Raw genomic sequence first — 17,624 nt, 5'->3', positions numbered from 1 at the left:
TGCACTGGATCGAGGGCACCTACCACCGGAAACGTCGGCAACGCGGGCTCGGGAAGTTGACGCCCATCGAGTACGAAACAATCATCAACCCACAGGTCGCACTCGCGGCCTAAATCAACGAGTCAACCGAACCTGCAGCAGTCCCGTCTCAGTCGTTGAGTAGTTGACCTCGCGAAACGGCGACCGAACCTGTCACGACGAGGCATCGTGAGGCGATGGCCGATCGGCCACCCCTTCCTCCGACAGAGCGATATTCGGTGAACGATCACTCATACCGTTCCGGTACGACCGCACTTGACCAGGGTTTTAGTTCCCGGCCCTCGTTTGGGTGACGCGTTGCGCAGGCTGCGCTGCTCCTACGCTGCGAGGACGAACAGCAATCCGTGCCGTTCACTCAAAGAGGGGGTCTCGTGCGACCAGTCCTGCACGCTCCGCGGATGAGGAAGCGCAGCCTGGCTGCCGCAGTCCTCGCCGCGGTCGCACTCATCGCATCACTCCTGGCGGCCACACCAGTGCATGCATTGAACGACACCGGGACGGGTGGCGTGTTCGTTCCCGCGACGGGCCGCATTCTCGACACGAAGACGGGCACCGGCGGCTTCAGTACGCCGATGGAAGCGGGCACTTATCGGACCATCAAGGTGACCGGTCTTGCAGGGCTGCCGACTGATGGTTCCGTGGGCGCGGTGTCGTTGAACGCAACGGTCGGATCCTCGAGCGGCGCCGGCACGTTGTTCGGTCGGCCCGATGCCAACTCGGGTCGGACGACGATGCTGATCTACAACGGCGTCTCCGGCCAGTACACCTCCAACAGCGCCACCATCGCAGTCGGTGCTGACGGCACGATCCAGGTAATGACCGAGACCAGTGCCCGGCTGATCCTAGACGTGCAGGGCTACTACACCGCGAACACGGACGGCACCGCCGCGGGCGGGTTCGTGCCGGTCGCGAAGCGCATCGTCGACACCCGCTCCGGCCTCGGAGCCACCAAGGCGACGATCGCCCCCGGGGGCAGCGTCGACGTACAGATCACCGGCTCCAACGGGGTCCCGTCCGGGGCGTCGGGTGTGGTGGTGAATCTCCTCGCCATCAACAGCACCAGCAGCGACGGCTACCTCACCCCCTACGCCACCGGTTCGACGAAGCCGCAGAACGCGCTGCACTACGCCCCGTCCATCACCACAGCGATGCAAGCGCAGGTGCCCCTGTCCTCGGACGGGAAGATCACCATCGCGAATGGCTCATCGACCGTGAACCTGGTCATCGACCTGCAGGGCTACTTCACCGCCGCCGGTACGAGTGGCGCGAACTTCACCCCCTCCTATGGGCGCGCATACGACTCCAGGGCGACCGGGAACACGGCACTGGCGAAGAGTGAAACCCGGTCCATTCAGATTGCCGGCAAGGGCGGCGTGCCTGTCATGGGCTCTGGGATCACCGCGGTGACGCTGACGCTGATCGTCTCCCACGCGGGCAGTGCTGGCTACGCCCAGGTGTACGCCGACGGAACTACCAATCCCGGCACGACCGCGATCAACTTCCAAGCCGACGACATCCGAACCAACACCATCACCGTTCCCCTCGGAGACAACGGCAAGATCGCGCTTCGTAACATCGCCGACGCGTCAAACTACATTGTAGATGTGCAGGGTTGGTATTCGAAGCTTGGACCCGCAACGATTTCTTGCCCAGACGCGACCGTTGGCTCCTGGCTCAAGTCGGTACCTAGCGACGGCATCGATTGCACCATTGTTGCGCGACCCGCTGACCACTCAGGTGAAACCGTCTCGTACATCCTCGACGACAACGACGAAGTCACCGCGAACCTCTCTGAAACTGCACCAACGAGCGTCTCGGTTCACGTTTCGGGAACGGCCGGAAATCACACGCTGGCTGTCTATCAAGACCAGTCTGATGGCATCGTTAGCTCTACTCAGTGGTTTGCCACGTTTGGTGACTGGACTACGGTCAACACATCGAACATGCCCGCAGACGGCGATAGTGTGTCGCTCAACCCAGAACTATCGGTTTGGACGGAGGATGTCGGACTCCCAAGCAATGCCGTCTACAACTACAAAGTGTGGCATGGCACTGATACCTCAGTAGCACCAATCACTACAAGTGGGGATCAGTACGGCGAATGGCCTATCCCCCAGGGAGTGCTCGTAAGCGGCGAGACTTACAGTTGGACCGCCACCGTAACTGCCGATATGGGCGGCCAGACAGGCGACTTCACTACACCGCCGTCCACGTTCCTGGCCGACAGCTCCGTAACTAATGATACGGGCAAGCCTGATGATGCGTCTTCTTACAGCACCGTCGACCAGGCTGATGCGAACGCGGCAAGTGACAGCGGGCGGGCACCTACTGTCTCCCTCGCGTCCTCCGTGGTCCGGCAGCCTAAGGTTGGCGACGTGGGCGGCTGGCGGTCGGCGCAGACCATGCAGCTTGCGTCCGTTCAAGGACCAAAGGGCGGCGGTCTGAGGTGTGACCATAAGTATCTTTACACTGCATACGAGGCCACCTTCTCGCTTCGAAGACTTTGCTCGTCGCCAAACATTACAGCTTGGGGTTTCCTTATTTCTGTTACTCAGTGCCAAGCCGCAATTGGTAACGCCACAGAAATAGGCCTGCAGTGGTGGGATCACACCACTAGACAGTCAAGTCAAAACGCTAAGCACTATGAGCATTGCACATACCATTTTCACGGATCAATCACGGGACCCACAGTGGGACACTACGTAAGTTATTATGACTATGTCTCATTCCCTGCCGTAAGAGGATTTGAGACTGGTACCGCATATGTAGACACGTGGGGGGCATTTACAATCACGAATAAGCATTACTAATGACCAAGATTTATGAACTGCAACCTCAAGCTGAAAGCGTACTAAAGCTCTTACTCAGCACTGAAGAGCGAGAGACTATGCAGCTCGAGTTCGCTGATTCGTCCGGCGCCCAATTGACGTCAACCTCAACGGTTGCGGACGGTGATCTTGTGCACGTTTTGTTTCCGGACGATTTGTTTATCTTCAATCTTTCTGCAGCGGAATCAGCACCTGCCTATGCCGAGAGGTTCCGCTCCGAACTAGCGGACTTCATTGCTACCAGCACTTTCGGGTGGGGTGAGAATCGCGATATTCGATAAACACACGGGGGCGGATTCGCCACATGGTGAATAACGAGATGACCCAGCACATCTCTTCTGGACAGCATCGATGGACATTTCTCGAACTCCGGCACTACACAAAGGTTGGATCTAGTACAGGCTGGGAGAGCCCGATTGAGCAGCCCGCTTCGTACTTCGGATTTCAAATTGAAGCGTTTGTGCAACGACGGCGGAGTCGATTATTATTCGGCCAGGCAGCCTGATCGAGGATCATGAGAAAAATACACGCAGTAGTCGGCATCCAAGGGTGGGCCTTTCTTGGGTGTTAAATAGTGCTTTATCCATCAGCAGCAATTCTTTTTAAGGCTTGGGGTTGGCGTTTTCCGGGGTGGTTGTGGCTAATCATGATCGCCGTACCATTGATGAGCCTCGTGGCCGATTATCTCGCTCGATGCAATCGACCGCTTGGTCGAGCGAAGGAACGAATCGACGAGTTGGGGGGGATTGAGTGACTTTTGTCGCCTCGCCCGAATGATCTGCTCGGAGAGAAGTCAGCTGCCATGACTCTGCCGTATCGGTGAGAACGAGAACAGCCGACCACCTCGAGGGGTGGTCGGCTGTTGCGCGTGGGGGAGTGGCGTCAGTGTGCGGCGTCGTACGCGTCGCGGACAGCCTGGCTGATGCGGCCGCGGGAGGAGACATCGTGGCCGTTTGCGTTCGCCCACTCGCGGATCTTCGCGAGCTCCTCTGCGTTCCCGCGCTTCGGGGCACTGCCGCCGGTGGTTCGGCCCGACCGGCCACTCACCTTGCGAGCGGCAGCGACGTAGTCCGAGAACGCTTCGCGCAGCGCGTCGGCGTTGTCGTCGGTGAGGTCGATCTCATAGTTGCTACCGTCGAAACCGAAGGTAACCGTTTGGCCCTTGCCGTCTTCAATGGTGTCGCCGGTGAGGTCGTCGACGAGATGCGTGGTGACTTTCTGCGCCATTATTCAAGCTCCAATCAGGGTTACACGCATAGCTTGACACATCGGCGTGCATATGTCCGCATTGAGGCGTAGAGTGCTGCTACTCGTTGTTGTGGACGAACGCCCCGAATCCGGGAATCGTGAATTCAAGCATGCCACGATCGGCCGGCTGGATGAGTCCCTTATCAATCAGCCGAGCGCGGGGCGTGGAGAGTTGATTACTGCCCGTATGCAAAGCCTCCGCGATTGCGGATCGAGGCACAGGCCCGTCGCCGAGGTTCGCCATCGCGGTCAGCATGCGCCGCTCGGCGGGCGAGCACACGGCCCACCGTGCGCGGAACAGGGCATCGAGATCGGCTTGCATGGCGATATGGCCGCGCTCGACCGCGCCCACGTCGATAACGCCGCCTGGGTTGGGTCGTCCTGCGACTGTCCATGCGGCGTCAGCGATGAGTTGCACTGAATACGGGTACCCCTGCGCGATCTCGAGCGCCCGGTCCACGGCGCCCTGGCTCCAGTGCACGCCAAGGGCGCGGGCGGGTCCGATCAGGGCAAGTTCTTCCGCGTCCCGGTGCAGCGGTCCGAGGGGCCGATACGCGAGGCGCTCACTGAACGTGACGATGCTCGCAATGGTTTCGGGCGCGTTGGGCAGGCCCGCAGCGAAGACAGCGGCGGGCACGTCGACGCCCTCTGCTTGGAGGTGCTGCCACGCGTACACGAGGGTGCGGAGCCCGGCCGGGTCGGCGGACTGGATCTCGTCGATGAGGACCACTAAGGGCACCTCCGTGGTGGCGGCCTTGATGACGGCCTCGAGTGCCCGCGCTCCGGACTGGTCACCGTCGGCGTTGTTCGCGGGATGGAAGGTCCCGGTTGCGGTCGCGATGCCCGGAACCCCGACCGAGAGCTGCAGTGTCTCGATCCTGCTGCGCAACGCCGCACGAGTCTTGTCGCCAAACCCGTCCGTGACGCGCCGGAGCTCTGCCGCGATCTGCGTGACGAGCCCCTGCTCTTCGCCAGCGGTCACCCACACGGTTGTGGCCCCGCGGGCAGCAGCATGTCGCTGATACTCGCGGAGGAGGGACGTCTTCCCGAACCCACGGGCCGCGTGATCGACTCTGATCCGACCGACGAGCCGCCCGAGATCGATCAGCGTTGACAAGCGCTCGTCGACTTCCGCGAGCTGCTGGGCGCGACCTGGGACGGAGCGGGCGACCTCGCCTGGCGTGTAGGGGCTTGGCTGCATCAACATCCTCGATGGGTCGTTATGAAACGGTGCGTTCATAACAAAGTATCGCAGCTGGGCGGTAGCCCAGCCTCACACGCCCCTCGGTCTTAGCGTGCCGGGCGGATGCTCGGCACGCTGGTCGAATGTTGCAATGGCTTGTTGCAGAGTCTGTGCGGCCGGTCTGGGCGGCGCGATGCAAGTGGTGTCTGATGTCAACGCTCCCGACGGAGGCGGAAGATCGCGCGGGCGCTTCGAGGCTCCGCTGAGTGCGCAAGCGCTAGCTCTGCCGATGCCTCCGAGGACGACGGACACGGTGGCAGTTAGGTTGTTCATGCTCGCGTGAGCACCGGGGCATCGGGCGCTGGAGACCTCGAGGACAGATGGGACGATCAGTACGCGGCCGCGCACGTCTTGAGAACCCACTCGAGGAAGGCTCGGTAGTCCTCGTCGCTGGCAGCGGCTTGCAGTGCGACCGATCGGAGGAATCGCGGATCGGTGCCGACGTCGGACACCTTGCTCTCCGGCGGGAAGTTACGCAGAATCGTGACGGTTTCGTCCGCGGCCGCGGCGAACTTCTTCGCTCCCGCTGTAACCTGCGCGGACGCGTCCAAGACAGGGAGCAGCTCCCGGGTGGCTTCGGCCTGCGCGCGCCGTGCGGCGATGTCCTCGACAACCGTGCCCCTGACCGCCCTAGCTGCCGCAGCGTTCGCAGCACAGAACGTGGCGACGCGGTCCTCGTCCGACGCTGCCGACGCTGCCGACGCTGCCGACGCCGTCGATGACGCAGCGGTGTCGGTCGATGGGATCGACGGTATGCGGGCCGTGGGACGGTCGGAGCTCGTCGCGGTCGGACCTTTGGTCGCGCCGGTCGTGGTGCACCCGGCCAGCGCCGCAACCAGGGCCGCCGCGACAACGGTCGTCCAACGGGCCCGGGACGCCGTCATGTCAGGCCGCCGTTCCGCACTCGGCGCAGAACCGTGCGCCCTGGGCGAGGTCGGTGCCGCAGCCCGTGCACGCGCGGGCGGTCGTCAGAGGTGCGCCGCAGTCCGTGCAGAACTTCCCGCCGTGGGTCTGCGCGCCGCAGGCGGGACACCTCGGCTGCGCCTGCTGCCCGAGCGGGGTGCTGCCGACCAGGTCGACGGACTCGAGCCGCTGCTGCATCTGCGTGCGGCGGGCTTCCGCCTGGAGCCTGGCGAGCTCCTCGACGACGACGGGGGAGCAGCGGGCGCACTGTCCGACGTCGTTGTTCCAGCACCCGTCCCCGCAGACCCAGTCGCCGCATCCTCGACACTGGTGGAAGCGCGGCGCGATCTCGGCGGTCGCAGCGCGGAGCGCCTCGTCCTTCGCCGGGGAATTCGTCCCACGATCGAGGAGCCGGTCGGCCATGTAGCCGGCCTGGGCGAGCGGGCCACCGAGGAAGCCGCTCAGTCCCCGCGCGAGTTTCTGCCCCGTCGAACGGAGGTCTCGTCGGAAGGCGGAGCGGAAGCCGTTGCCGCAGCGTTCGCAGCGGAACTCGAACTGGTAGCCGTCCTCGTTGGAGAGGTCGGTGACGTTGTCGGTGAACGGGACGTGCTCGGTCATCGCGGTCCTTCATCGGCCGACGGATCGGTTCCGTGCGGAATCTGGTCGGACGGCCCGAGGATCGCTTCGACGATCGCGAGCACGTCGGCGTCGGCGGACGCGTTCGCGGCGTCCATGAGCAGCAGGTTGTTGATGAGCATGCCGCGGCTCAGGAACGCGGCCGCCTCCGGGATGGTCGCGCCGGCAGCACGGATCGTCGCCGTGATCTCCTCGAAGAGCCGTCGTGCCTCGGCCGCGATCGCGGGTTCAGCCGGGGCTGCGGAGAACGCGTGCGCGTGGACGAGTACCGCCGCTAGATCCGACCGGACCAGTCGCACGTAGGCGGCTCCCAACGATGCCGGCACAAACGTCTCGCTGCCGTTCGCTGCTGCCCGGAAGGCCGCGACGATGCGGGAGCCGGCATGCGCGTGGGTGCGGAGGAACAGTTCACGCTTGGACCCGAACGTCTGAATGACGTAGGGCTGCGACACCCCCATCGAGGCTGCAACCTGCGCGGTAGTGGTGCCGAAGTAGCCGCGGGCAGCGAACGCCGTCATCGCCGCGTCGAGGAGTTCCTCGTTTCGTGCAGGGGGACGACGGGCACGCATCGCTGGCGATCCTCCCCAGTGCTATCGGACGATAACACTCTGGCAGAAGCCCTGCACCGTGTCGAGAGGGGCTTCCCCCGAAGTGGTTCACCAATGGTGGTTGCGTGCCCAGCGACGCTCTAACTGCTGGACGTCTGCTGCTGTGACGATGGTTGTCGAGTGCGCGGGTGACCAGGTGCTGGCGGTGACGACCGGCTGGATGGCGAAGCGCACGACAGCTGGGTGGTGCCAGAGGTCGGGGCAGGTCGCTGCCGCGACGAGGCGCATCAGCTCCTCTTGTACCGACCCGGTGAGCGAGGAGACCGCACTTTCCGCTGCCAGGTGCGCAAGCCCTGCGGTCTGAACTCTCGGGAGCGCGCCTGGGCGGCGTCCGAGCTTCAGGCGTGGGTAGCAGATGTCGTCGAAGACCGGAGGGAGCGGTGAAGCTTGCGTGCGTGCAAGGAGTCCGGCGAGGTATTCGGAAACGATTGAGCACCATACATGGGAGTCGGCGAGGGTTGCTACTGGGGTCGCGGATCCAACGACGCTGATCGCGCCACTTGTGATCCGTTCGACGAATGCTTCTCGGGCGTTACGGTCCCCTCGGGAGGCGGCCTGACTTGTGGTGGCGACCTGCAGGAAGAGTGTGTGCAGGCTCTCGTCAACGATCAGCGTTTCGTACCAGGTGGCACCGCGTCCGACAGCGTGCCCGGTTGAAGCGGCATCGGCGGGGTCGAGCACTCGTCGAGCCCCGCGAGTGGGTGTTGTGACGTCGCGGAAGCTCGCGTGAAAGCCGCCGAAGATGCCTTCGAGGTCCGCTTCGAGGGCCGCGAAGTCCGCGGTGGTACCGCACTTCGCGGCGCGGACAACCAGATCGTTCTGGTGTCCTGCGCCATGACAGAAGCAGTGGCAGCTTGCCTGTGCTGCGCTCTCGCAGGCCGAGTTGTGGATGTATTGAACGGCAGCCTTGCCGGGCATGGACGCTCCTGTGGCTATGGGGACGACTGGGGGCGTGCAGCGATCCTGGCAAGCGGGAGAGGCGGGGCTTAGACCGCACCTCCCGCTTGCCTGGCTTCTACTTCGCTGCCTGGACGGACCGGGTTTGGTCGTTCATCGCGCTGCCGACGTTCTTGCTGCTCGCGAGGTAGCCCAGGCTCGCGCCCTTGAAGTTGACCTTCTCCCAGATCTTCACGCGGCATCCGGAGTAGCCGGCGAAGGAGCTGACTCGGCCGTACCAGCCGGATCCGATGTCGCCGACGTTCCAGATGGTCGATCCGGAGCACGAGCCGGATGCGTCGATCTCCTTGACGCCGCCGCCGTAGTTGGCGTCGTCGTAGAGCTTGGCGACGACGTAGACGGCTGCCGCGGCGCGTGCGGCCTTGATCTGCGCCGTCGACGGGGCGGTCTGCGTCTCGATGACGGTGTACCCGGTCTCGTCGTAGACCGCGGCGTGCAGATCATCCCCGTGGTCGACGCATACTTCCTGCCCGGTGTCGGTCAGGAATGCGCAGTCCTGCACTGCGTCGCCGGCCGGATCGCTCGTCGCGGCGTTGGCTGCTGGCGCGGCTCCGAAGAGCGACACGGCGACGGCGACCGCTGCGAGGCCTGCTCCGAGCGCGTTTCGGCGCGCGGATGACGTGATCATTTTCTTCATTTGTTCATCTCCCCAGATGACGTGCCCGGCGTTGCGCTGGGCACCTGGAGGACACCCTGTCGGCGAAACTGTGGACCTGTCAAGAAAAAGGTTTGAGACGATTCGCGGCGGCCGGACAGTACGAGATGTGACCTTCGTATCCCGCTCCGAGCCGCCGCAGGCTCCCGTCGCCACCAGCGACGCGGAGCTGTTCCGGCGCGCCGCCACCGGCGACCGTGCGGCGTTCGGACTGATCTACGACCGTCACGTGCACACCGTCTACCGGTACGCGCTGAGCCTGCTCAGAGCCGTGCCCGAAGCCGAAGACCTCACGCAGGACGTGTTCATCACCGCATGGAAATCGGCAGGGAAGGTGCGACTCGTCGACGCGTCAGCGTTGCCGTGGCTGCTCGTCACCACACGCCGCAGCGGCGCGAACCGCAGCCGCGAACTCCAGAAACGTGCTGCCCTCCCGGACAGCGCTGCTGATCGTCTCGTCGACGAGCGTCTCTCCCCAGAGGACGCCGCCGAACGGGAAGAACTCCGATCCGCGATCACCGCTGCTGTCGCATCACTGTCCGAGGTCGACCAGCACCTCTACATGCTGTGCATCGACCACGGGATGTCCTACGCAGACGCCGCGAAACAACTCGGCGTCACCCATGGCGTCGTGCGCAACCGGCTGAGCCGACTGCGCACGACACTCCAAATCGCTCTCGCACCGACACGAGGTGAACCGTGAACACAGTCCTCCCGCCGACCGACAACCAGGTCGCAGCCATGCGTCAGCGCGTCATGACCGAGATCAGCACCGTCACCAGGCGTCGTCGCCGCCGCGGCGGACTGACGCTCGGCGCCGCACTCCTCGGCGCCGTCGCCCTGACCGGGGGAGCGTTCGCCGCCACCCAGGCCAGCGTCGAAGCCCGCAACAACACCGTCGAGTGCTACACGGCGGCGGACACCAGCGCCGTTCACGCCACCGCGACCATCGCGGACAACGACGCGAACACCAGCAGCACGCTGACACCGACGCAACAGCGGGTGCAGAACGCGATCGCGCAGTGCGAAGCGGGATGGAACGCCGTCCCGACCGACCCCGACGCACCAGCCTCGACGGCGGACGTGGCGCACCCGACCGCATGCCAGCTCGGCGACGGACGGCTGGCGGTCTTCCCGAACCAGGACGACGAGAGCAGCTCGTCGTTCTGCGCGGGACTCGAGCTCGCGGTGCCCTCGGCCTGACGGCACGGCGACAAGGGAACGGCACCCGCCGCCAACGGCTCTGGGGAGAGGACCAGCGGCGGGTGCCGGCAACCGACGCGTAACGCGAAACCGGCGCACTCAAGGCTTACACGACATCGACCCCAACAGCTCAAGGAGATGACATGCGCGACACCGTCACCCCGGAAGCACTCCACCTCCCACCAACACGAATGATCGACATCACCGACAGCTTTACTGCCCTCGACGTTTTCGACGCTCGAGACGGAAGCGTCGCAGTGAGCCGCGCTCTTGAACGTCGCGCCGCCCGGGTGCAGACCCAGCCGACGACGCGCGCGGCGAAGCAGTGACAGACGGGTTCGTCATCACATCGAGTGTCTTCGGCGTCCTCGGGACCCTCGGCGGAATCAGCGGCACAATCAGCGCCGTGCGCGCAACCAACGGTCGTCGCTACGTGGAACGCGGAACCGGAGCCGCGGATCTCCTCCGAGCTCTCGACAGCCTCGCTGCCCAAGATGCCGACGGATCGCGATTCGTCCTCCCAGAAAGCGACGTCAAGCTCAGATCCGAGCTGAGCCGCGTCGTCCGTGAAAGCGCCGCCGTGTACACGCAGCAGTACCCGACACCCGCCGGATTCGAAGGCGCGCGCATGCTCCTCCCCGCCTACGCCGTCCTCGCAGCGGTCGGCGCCGTGCTGAGTTTCATCGCCGCTCTGGCCGCAGCCGGATCGGACCGGGTCGGGCTGCTCGGAGCGGGAACGATCTACGCATTCGCCGCACTGACGTGCGCCGCGATCGCTGCCTCCCTCTGGGAACGCATGGAACGCCGCAACCGGGCAAGGGAACTCTCCGCGACACCCGGCCGAGAGCGCTACTTCGAATCAATCCACTCGATCATCCAAACGATCCGCCAACGATCAGCGCGAAAACACACGAACTTCTAGCCTCCCGCTTCAGGCCGGCGAACATCCCGGTTACCGCCGATCACGCCAGCGACCATGATGACGAGCGGCTAGGGCTGTCCCGGTTCTCGAGTGAGCTCCTCAGCCTGGGCTCGGAGCGTGTCAATAATGTCGACGTGCTTGACAAGCCGGGTGATGAGTGGCCGGAAGTCGCCTGTGACGGCCCTGGACCAGGCGGCCGTGTTGTCTCGTTGTTTCGGAGGGAGAGGCTTCCATCCCACACCGCCATCGACGCGGGGAAGGGGCCAGACGGCATGGAGGAGTTCGTTGCGGGTACGGGCGTCCGCACGTGCAGCTGCGACTTCTGCGTGAAGGGCGTGGAGGAGTTCCGGAGGTGCAGAGCGCCGGGCAGGCATGCCCGCGCGCGTAATGCGGTCGAGCTCGTCGAGGACAGCGCCAGCGGGAAGTCCCGCCCACATGTCCTGCGGGTCGGCTCCGACAGTAGAAAGCAGCCCGTGAAGTTTGCTCTCGACGAGCGGTGACAGGAGCGCGACGCGGGCGATTGCGGCGGCAAACTCGTCAGGGATGGGGCCGCCGAACATCGTGTCGGGGACGCCCCACCGATCCGCTCCTGCGCTCACTGGATCACCTTCGCGGGTCCCACAGTCGTTCAGCCTCGCGCGCCGCTCGATCATCGGAGAACCCGAAGTCCGCTAATCGACGTGCTGTTGCCTGCCGTTCAGCTTCTTGCATCCCGCGCCGTCTGAGGACCATGAAGCCCAGCGCCAGCGCCACCCCGGCGAAGGCAGGTACCAACACGCTCGAAGCTTCCAGTACCGAGTAGCCCTCTCGCAGCATCGGCGCGTACAGAACCACCAGAAGTGTGAGGATCGCGAAGACAACGAATGTTGCCGGCAGCCCCTTCTGCGCGAAGCGGTTCCACCGCTGAGCCGCTACCCGGCGACGCTCCATCACGCGCGCCAAAGCACGTAACTCGTCGTCGCGATGCATTGCAATGTAGACAGAGGACACACTCGCCGCATCAAGCAGGGGCAGCGTTTCCTGCGCCTTCTTGATCGCCTCAACTCGTCGCCGCGGCCCTCGTTCGAGCACAAGGCCCGAGATACCTCGTCCTGCTGCAACAGCAACAGCCGCTACGGCCGACGACCCCACAAGGATGCCCGCGCCCCTGCCGACGACCTCCCAAATCGTGTCCCAGTCCATCACTCTCGGAGCGTAAGGCACTGCCGCTACCGCAATGCACCGACCCGCCCCGCGCCGAGGGTCGGGCCGCTAGCTCGGCAGCGAGATCAACCACCAAACTGACATAAGGTAAATTATCGGCTGGGCAAACACGCAGTGGATCTCGACCCACCGGTGCACGCCTCGTTCCCTGATCTGCAGCACTCCAGCCACTCAAGCGCCACCTCGCCATCCGTCTATTGGCGGACAGAGCTCGCGCTCGCGCGCGAGCTCCTCACGCCGTGCCGAACTACACCGGCGCCCATCCAGGCGCGTGCACCCCAGCACACCCCAATACGAGGGGCAGGACCACCAAGTCGTCGACCACTGGTCGCCAATAGCGCTTTCATACCGTATCGTACCGTTTTGACCCTTTTGTAACCGCGACAGGCCTCTACTGGCTCAAGCCGCGGACCGCCTCGCAGCCCGACCGCCCCAGGAGAAGTCATGGTTAGACCAAGCAAACGCGCCTCCTCACCGGCAGCAACAACGCCGCGTCGTCGCACCTTGCTGGCCGCTGCCGTGACTGCAGCCGTCGTGATCGCCGCATCCTCGACTCCAACCACCGCCACCGGGGCGTGGTTCACCGCGCAAAAGACGCAAAGCAACAACGCCCTCCAGGCTGCAGCCCTACAGCCAGTCACAGGCCTCTCCGCGACCGCGCGCAATGACGGAACGAACATTCGATGGGTTGACGCCCAAAAGCAAACCTGGGCCACAGCAAACCGTGTTACATCTGGCGTTACGTACACCGTCACTCGAACAACTAATGATCAATCTCCGACGGTGATCTATAGTGGCGCGGCCACTAGCGTGAGTGATGCTTACCCCCCAGTACGCTCAAGCACAACCGCCGCCTCGTCGTTCAGTGCCGGTGATAACGTAGCTGGATCGGTCCAAGATGGCTCAGTCTGGACCTGGGGAACCGATCCCACGTACGGCGCGCTCGGGACGGCATCATCGTCGAACCCATATCCCGTCAAGGTCACTTTCCCTACCGCCACTACTGTGACTTCGCTGTCATACACCGACCGTACCGCTGTCGCAACCGGCAAGGATGGATCCGTGTGGCTGTGGGGCTCATGGAATCCCTCCTGCACTCAGGGCGATTCGCAAACGCCGAATACACCCATCCGCATCAGCACTCCATCGGGCCGGCAGATCGTTTCGGCCACGGTCGCCGATGCCTGCTCCGTCATACAACTCGCTTCCGATGGCACCGCATGGTACCTGCACGGGGGTAGTCTGACCCAGGTAGTCATTCCGGGTGGACGACGCGTAGCGCAGCTGACCAAAAGTGCGATTGTACTCGCTACGGACGGAACAGTCTGGGGTTGGGGATATGCGCACCGAGGCCGCTTAGCCGAGGGAACAACTGACAGTACGACGCTCATTCCTCCGACAAGCCCAGTACAGGCCATCCTTCCCGCCGGAACGTACGCCAAGCAGCTTTCATCCTTTCACTACAACACGGCAGTCCTATTGAATAACAATACGATTTGGGCAAGCGGTTACAATTCGTATGGGCAACTTGGGGCGAACTTGCCGAAGACAACCAGTGATAACACCGGCGCGTATGGCTACCTGCAACGGTTCCAAGCTCCAAGCAGTAAGACCTGGTCCTCAGTCTCGGTCGGTTCGTGCAATATTGCAGCTATCGCTACTGATGGAAGCATTTATACGGCAGGAAACGGAGCATTCGGCCAACTTGGCAATGGCACTAATTCTGACACTTCGATTCCTGTAGCTGCCACAATCCCCGCGGACGTCCAATTCAAGGCTCTTGATCTCGGAACCCTGCAGACTTATTCCCCGGATCAGAACGGGACATATTGGGGATGGGGTATGAACCAGAATTTGCAGGGCAGCGCTGCAATCTTCGGAACCAACGACACCAATCGTGATCGCCAGTACTATCGGTCCCCGATGCTGGCAGCTACGAATCAAGTGTATAAGCCAAGCGCCACGGTCAGGTTTTGCGATAACGGGGGCACTCCCAACGACGCCGATTATTGCCCGCCGAGCGGAACTGTAAAATACCTCGTGCAGTACAAGTATCAGTCGTGGACGGCCGATATGAGCAGCGTGGCTGCTAGTGCTACTGCAACACAGACCGGTACAGCAGTGATCGGCGGCCCTGGATCAAGCAACATGTGCCTTACTATTTCGGACAATGGAAATGCAGACGGCACGCCAGTGGTCCTCGCGAGCTGTAATTCGTCCGCCTCCGCGCAGCAATGGTCAACTTGGTCCGACGGCACCTTCCGCGCCAACGGTAAGTGTCTCGACATGAAGGGCAATACCCCAGGCGTCGTTGTGCAGCTGTGGAACTGTAATGGACTCGGTTTCCTATGGTGGGTACCTCGAGACGACGGATCTTTCTTTAATCCTACTTCACAGCTCTGCTTGTCCGACCCGAGTGGTGCGGCAACAGCCGGGACTCAACTCCAGATTGCAACCTGCAATGGGTCCCCTTCGCAGCGGTGGAAGTTGACCTGAGTAGACATCGTAGTTTAAAAGACGTAGAGGCGAGCAGAGGCTCGTCTCTACGTCTTTTCCGGACGCGGATCAAGTATCTTTCCTCAATCAACCGAGTACCCTGCGACTTGTTTGGGAGCTTGAAGTAGCCTGCTTGGTCGGACAAGCTAAGTGCCTTCAAGCGCACGGTACCCGTCTGGCACCACCATGCCGCTTCCGCTCTGCAATCAGTTCTTACGCCGACAGTGGATCTTGCGAGGCGACGGGGCGCTGCACAACCCTTCCGCAGGACTGCAACGGGCCAACCCGAACCTGTTCAATGGACTTCAGGGGACCAGGGGCCCGGCACCGGTAACTGCCGCACACCGGACACTCAACTGAGGCGAGCTCCCGCTCCTCACGGTCGCGCCGACAGTTGGACAGGCGCGCCGAGCTTGTGCTCCTGACGGAAGATCGTTTTACTCGGCTGTGCCGTGCAGCTGATGCCGCCGACCCTCGGAGCTCGGTCGCTCTTTTGGACGTTGTTATCGACAACATTCCGCCGTCTTGGGGCGGCTCGAGACTCAGCGGAGGAAACGCACGCTGTCAGCAGAATTGGGCGGGGGCAGAGCCTTTGTACTGTGTGGTGGACCGCGGCCACTTGTCCTCCGCGAAGGCCAACACCGCCAGTCTGCCCAGGCGTAGCTGCTTCGTCCGCTGCGCAGATACGCACAAATCGCGGTCGTGGTCGTGATCGTGATCGTGATCGCGCGGGGCCGTGCAGCCCTCAGCCCGCGGTCATCAAGGGCAGACCTCTACGGAAGCGAGGCTGCTTCGATGTCCTCGCGGACACTAGCGGGCCCACCCACGATCCGTGGATGGGCCCGGCTGCTTGCCTCGATATCAGGTGGTCTGCGTCATCGTGAGGACTAGCCGATATCGCAGGGACGCACGCTGGTAGGTGTTATCGGCCGAGGTCGGAACTTGGATCTTGACCGCGAGCTTGATCGATTTGCCCGGCTTTAGCACGGTGAATTGCTGCTGCGGGCCGCCAGATAGCGGGCCACTGATCTTCGTGACGTTGGACGTGGTCACCTGCCACCGTGTGACGTTTCCGAGCTTCTTGGTGTCTGCGAGCGTGAACGACGAGAGGTAGAGCTTCATCGGCACTTTGCCGATGTTCGACACGGGCGCAGCTACGGTTGCCGTCGATCCAGGCATGACCTTCATCGCCTTGTTGTACGCGACGGCCTTGCCGTCGGGCCCGGTGACAACGACCGTTCCGACCTTAATTGGGTTCGTCTTGACCACGGGTACGGCTGCTTTCGCCGCTGCATACGCCGGCACGGATGCTCCGAGGATGAGCGCGCAGGCGCTCGAGATGGCGATGAAGGCCATCCCCTTCCGTCCTCGACGCTTCGTCCCAGGGAGTTGCACGAGGTCCGGTTCGCGGCGTGAACGTCGGAGGGACACCGCGCCGAGGGCGACCAAGGCCACCAACGCTAGCCCGACCATGAGCACTGGAAGGGCGTTCGCGGCTGCCCAGTGCAGCACCTCGTCGAGCAGTCCCGATGCCGGGTCTTGCCCCGGCTGCGCGGGAGGAACCATGCACACCAGTGAGCTCGCGGCCGAACAAGACATGTTTCCTCGCAGGATAAAAACGGTACAAAATGGTATTGACCCGGTTACTCTAGCTGCCCGTCAGCGTAGAACGTCCCCCCGTAAGGGGCATGCGGTGTCGAGCTCGCGGACGCGGGGATCTAGGGCCGTACGGGAGGCGAGCGCGTGTGGTCGGTCAGGGCCACGGCATATCACGTTGGTGCGTCTCGAAGCTCGAGGGAGTCGCCCCGCTGGAGATGCAGGGGTGGCACGGATCAGGCGACCACCCCTGCACCAGGCGACGGCTTGGCCCCATAGTTCGGCATCCAGGGGACAGAGGCTCACCGCCACCAGCAGCAGATTACCATTCTGTACCGTTTATTGCCATAACGACCCGCTTCGTGCATGCTGTTCCAAGCTGCCGGTGTGTGCAGCTCCTAGACAGAAGGAGAGACGTCTTGACGTCACCCCACACGAGTACCCGAGGGCGTCTCGTATCAGTTGGCGCCGCGATGACGCTGCTCACGATGAGCGCTGTGGTTACGGCCACTCCGGCGATGGCAGCACCGATCACGTGGCCGTCATCATTGACCATCGCGGGAGGGTCGTCGGTGCAGGGCATCACGATCCACGACGGCCTCCTATATGCCGCTGATCATGGAACGGGCCGCTTCACGACGACAACCCCCGGCGGGTCGACGAAGACGGTGCTGACCGTTGAGGGCGGTGAACCGGCGGCAGTGGCTGTCGACAGCAAGGGCGATGTGGCCTTCACCCTCGACAGCGATCCCACCGTGTACCAGGTCGCCGCGAGTGCCTTGCCGCTCACAGTCTCGGCCAGCAGCCTGTCCACCAACCCGAGCGTCCAGATCCGCTACCACCAGACTGGCACCGAGTACTTCTACGGCCTCGCCTTCGACGCGAGCGACAACCTCTACTTCGGCAAGTCCGTCAATCCGTCGGTGTACGAGCTTCCCGCTGGTCAGCAGTCGGTGGTCACCACCGTAGTAGGTCTCGAAGCCGGCGTCGACGGCATGGGATTCGCGCCCGATGGGTCGCTGTATTTCGCCACGGACGACGGGAACGTGCACAGCGCGACCAAGAGCCAGCTGCAGAGCAGCCTGCC

18 protein-coding genes are annotated in these 17,624 nt (G+C 63.3%); 9 read left to right on the top strand and 9 right to left on the bottom strand.

Annotated features, from left to right (window positions below; all coding sequences use genetic code 11):
* Positions 1 to 437: 437 nt before the first annotated feature.
* Together IEY20_RS16760 and IEY20_RS16755 are read left to right on the top strand one after the other, a co-directional pair.
* Complete coding sequence (locus IEY20_RS16760) at positions 438 to 2,849, top strand: hypothetical protein (RefSeq protein ID WP_148286029.1); 2,412 nt, start codon at positions 438 to 440, stop codon at positions 2,847 to 2,849.
* Complete coding sequence (locus IEY20_RS16755) at positions 2,849 to 3,148, top strand: hypothetical protein (protein ID WP_148286028.1); 300 nt, start codon at positions 2,849 to 2,851, stop codon at positions 3,146 to 3,148. Before IEY20_RS16760 ends, IEY20_RS16755 begins: the two co-directional genes overlap by 1 nt.
* 601 nt (positions 3,149 to 3,749) lie before the next feature.
* Here the strand turns inward: IEY20_RS16755 and IEY20_RS16750 are convergent.
* The 7 genes from IEY20_RS16750 to IEY20_RS16720 all read right to left on the bottom strand — a co-directional run bounded on the left by IEY20_RS16750 (position 3,750) and on the right by IEY20_RS16720 (position 9,090).
* Positions 3,750 to 4,094: a histone-like nucleoid-structuring protein Lsr2 gene (locus IEY20_RS16750; RefSeq protein WP_022902178.1), complete on the bottom strand. Its 345-nt coding sequence runs from the start codon at positions 4,092 to 4,094 to the stop codon at positions 3,750 to 3,752.
* Between the two features lie 79 nt (positions 4,095 to 4,173).
* On the bottom strand, positions 4,174 to 5,316 hold the full coding sequence (locus IEY20_RS16745; RefSeq protein ID WP_031272284.1) for an ATP-binding protein: 1,143 nt from the start codon (positions 5,314 to 5,316) through the stop codon (positions 4,174 to 4,176).
* Positions 5,317 to 5,687: 371 nt separating this feature from the next.
* A complete protein-coding gene (locus IEY20_RS16740; protein WP_175327308.1) occupies positions 5,688 to 6,242 on the bottom strand; it encodes a hypothetical protein in 555 nt (184 codons plus the stop codon).
* A 1-nt stretch (position 6,243) separates the two neighbouring features.
* Positions 6,244 to 6,879 (bottom strand): zinc ribbon domain-containing protein, encoded by a 636-nt coding sequence (locus tag IEY20_RS16735; protein WP_175327307.1) that lies wholly within the window; start codon positions 6,877 to 6,879, stop codon positions 6,244 to 6,246.
* Positions 6,876 to 7,466 (bottom strand): TetR/AcrR family transcriptional regulator, encoded by a 591-nt coding sequence (locus IEY20_RS16730; RefSeq protein ID WP_188889336.1) that lies wholly within the window; start codon positions 7,464 to 7,466, stop codon positions 6,876 to 6,878. Before IEY20_RS16730 ends, IEY20_RS16735 begins: the two co-directional genes overlap by 4 nt.
* A gap of 87 nt (positions 7,467 to 7,553) precedes the next feature.
* The gene (locus IEY20_RS16725; RefSeq protein WP_175327306.1) at positions 7,554 to 8,423 is read right to left on the bottom strand and encodes a hypothetical protein; all 870 of its coding nucleotides are present in this window, start codon (positions 8,421 to 8,423) and stop codon (positions 7,554 to 7,556) included.
* 97 nt (positions 8,424 to 8,520) lie between these two features.
* Positions 8,521 to 9,090 carry a hypothetical protein gene (locus tag IEY20_RS16720; RefSeq protein ID WP_175327305.1) on the bottom strand — a complete coding sequence of 190 codons (570 nt, stop codon included), beginning with the start codon at positions 9,088 to 9,090 and terminating at the stop codon, positions 8,521 to 8,523.
* Between IEY20_RS16720 and IEY20_RS16715 the strand changes: the two genes are divergently transcribed.
* The 5 genes from IEY20_RS16715 (at position 9,083) to IEY20_RS16695 (ending at position 11,742) form a co-directional block, all read left to right on the top strand.
* Positions 9,083 to 9,820 carry an RNA polymerase sigma factor gene (locus tag IEY20_RS16715; protein WP_175327304.1) on the top strand — a complete coding sequence of 246 codons (738 nt, stop codon included), beginning with the start codon at positions 9,083 to 9,085 and terminating at the stop codon, positions 9,818 to 9,820. The two genes, IEY20_RS16720 and IEY20_RS16715, sit on opposite strands and share 8 nt — an antisense overlap.
* Positions 9,817 to 10,320 (top strand): hypothetical protein, encoded by a 504-nt coding sequence (locus IEY20_RS16710; RefSeq protein WP_175327303.1) that lies wholly within the window; start codon positions 9,817 to 9,819, stop codon positions 10,318 to 10,320. Before IEY20_RS16715 ends, IEY20_RS16710 begins: the two co-directional genes overlap by 4 nt.
* A gap of 143 nt (positions 10,321 to 10,463) precedes the next feature.
* Positions 10,464 to 10,649 (top strand): hypothetical protein, encoded by a 186-nt coding sequence (locus IEY20_RS16705; RefSeq protein WP_175327302.1) that lies wholly within the window; start codon positions 10,464 to 10,466, stop codon positions 10,647 to 10,649.
* Positions 10,650 to 10,726: 77 nt separating this feature from the next.
* Positions 10,727 to 11,242 (top strand): hypothetical protein, encoded by a 516-nt coding sequence (locus tag IEY20_RS16700; RefSeq protein WP_175327301.1) that lies wholly within the window; start codon positions 10,727 to 10,729, stop codon positions 11,240 to 11,242.
* Between the two features lie 134 nt (positions 11,243 to 11,376).
* The gene (locus IEY20_RS16695; RefSeq protein ID WP_175327300.1) at positions 11,377 to 11,742 is read left to right on the top strand and encodes a hypothetical protein; all 366 of its coding nucleotides are present in this window, start codon (positions 11,377 to 11,379) and stop codon (positions 11,740 to 11,742) included.
* A 103-nt stretch (positions 11,743 to 11,845) separates the two neighbouring features.
* Here the strand turns inward: IEY20_RS16695 and IEY20_RS16690 are convergent, their stop codons facing one another.
* Positions 11,846 to 12,427 carry a hypothetical protein gene (locus tag IEY20_RS16690; RefSeq protein ID WP_175327299.1) on the bottom strand — a complete coding sequence of 194 codons (582 nt, stop codon included), beginning with the start codon at positions 12,425 to 12,427 and terminating at the stop codon, positions 11,846 to 11,848.
* A 1,080-nt stretch (positions 12,428 to 13,507) separates the two neighbouring features.
* Between IEY20_RS16690 and IEY20_RS16685 the strand changes: the two genes are divergently transcribed.
* The gene (locus IEY20_RS16685) at positions 13,508 to 14,941 is read left to right on the top strand and encodes a ricin-type beta-trefoil lectin domain protein (protein WP_188889334.1); all 1,434 of its coding nucleotides are present in this window, start codon (positions 13,508 to 13,510) and stop codon (positions 14,939 to 14,941) included.
* Between the two features lie 861 nt (positions 14,942 to 15,802).
* Here the strand turns inward: IEY20_RS16685 and IEY20_RS16680 are convergent.
* Positions 15,803 to 16,297, bottom strand: a complete 495-nt coding sequence (locus tag IEY20_RS16680) for a hypothetical protein (RefSeq protein ID WP_175327297.1) — start codon at positions 16,295 to 16,297, stop codon at positions 15,803 to 15,805.
* Positions 16,298 to 17,010: 713 nt separating this feature from the next.
* On the opposite strand from IEY20_RS16680, the gene IEY20_RS16675 reads away from it, so the two are divergent.
* On the top strand, positions 17,011 to 17,624 hold a 614-nt coding region (locus IEY20_RS16675; protein ID WP_229728145.1), incomplete at its 3' end, for an NHL repeat-containing protein.

It is taken from the genome of Curtobacterium luteum, assembly GCF_014646995.1.
Classification (GTDB): domain Bacteria; phylum Actinomycetota; class Actinomycetes; order Actinomycetales; family Microbacteriaceae; genus Curtobacterium; species Curtobacterium luteum.
This window is presented reverse-complemented; position numbering and strand designations above follow the sequence as displayed.

What these genes read in the sequence shown, in the direction of transcription:
- IEY20_RS16755 (WP_148286028.1), top strand. Translation starts at nt 2,849, where the DNA reads ATGACCAAGATTTATGAACTGCAACCTCAAGCTGAAAGCGTACTAAAG.
- IEY20_RS16705 (WP_175327302.1), top strand. Translation starts at nt 10,464, where the DNA reads ATGCGCGACACCGTCACCCCGGAAGCACTCCACCTCCCACCAACACGA.
- IEY20_RS16680 (WP_175327297.1), bottom strand. Translation starts at nt 16,297, where the DNA reads ATGGCCTTCATCGCCATCTCGAGCGCCTGCGCGCTCATCCTCGGAGCA.
- IEY20_RS16760 (WP_148286029.1), top strand. Translation starts at nt 438, where the DNA reads ATGAGGAAGCGCAGCCTGGCTGCCGCAGTCCTCGCCGCGGTCGCACTC.
- IEY20_RS16720 (WP_175327305.1), bottom strand. Translation starts at nt 9,090, where the DNA reads ATGATCACGTCATCCGCGCGCCGAAACGCGCTCGGAGCAGGCCTCGCA.
- IEY20_RS16735 (WP_175327307.1), bottom strand. Translation starts at nt 6,879, where the DNA reads ATGACCGAGCACGTCCCGTTCACCGACAACGTCACCGACCTCTCCAAC.
- IEY20_RS16730 (WP_188889336.1), bottom strand. Translation starts at nt 7,466, where the DNA reads ATGCGTGCCCGTCGTCCCCCTGCACGAAACGAGGAACTCCTCGACGCG.
- IEY20_RS16725 (WP_175327306.1), bottom strand. Translation starts at nt 8,423, where the DNA reads ATGCCCGGCAAGGCTGCCGTTCAATACATCCACAACTCGGCCTGCGAG.
- IEY20_RS16745 (WP_031272284.1), bottom strand. Translation starts at nt 5,316, where the DNA reads ATGCAGCCAAGCCCCTACACGCCAGGCGAGGTCGCCCGCTCCGTCCCA.
- IEY20_RS16750 (WP_022902178.1), bottom strand. Translation starts at nt 4,094, where the DNA reads ATGGCGCAGAAAGTCACCACGCATCTCGTCGACGACCTCACCGGCGAC.
- IEY20_RS16740 (WP_175327308.1), bottom strand. Translation starts at nt 6,242, where the DNA reads ATGACGGCGTCCCGGGCCCGTTGGACGACCGTTGTCGCGGCGGCCCTG.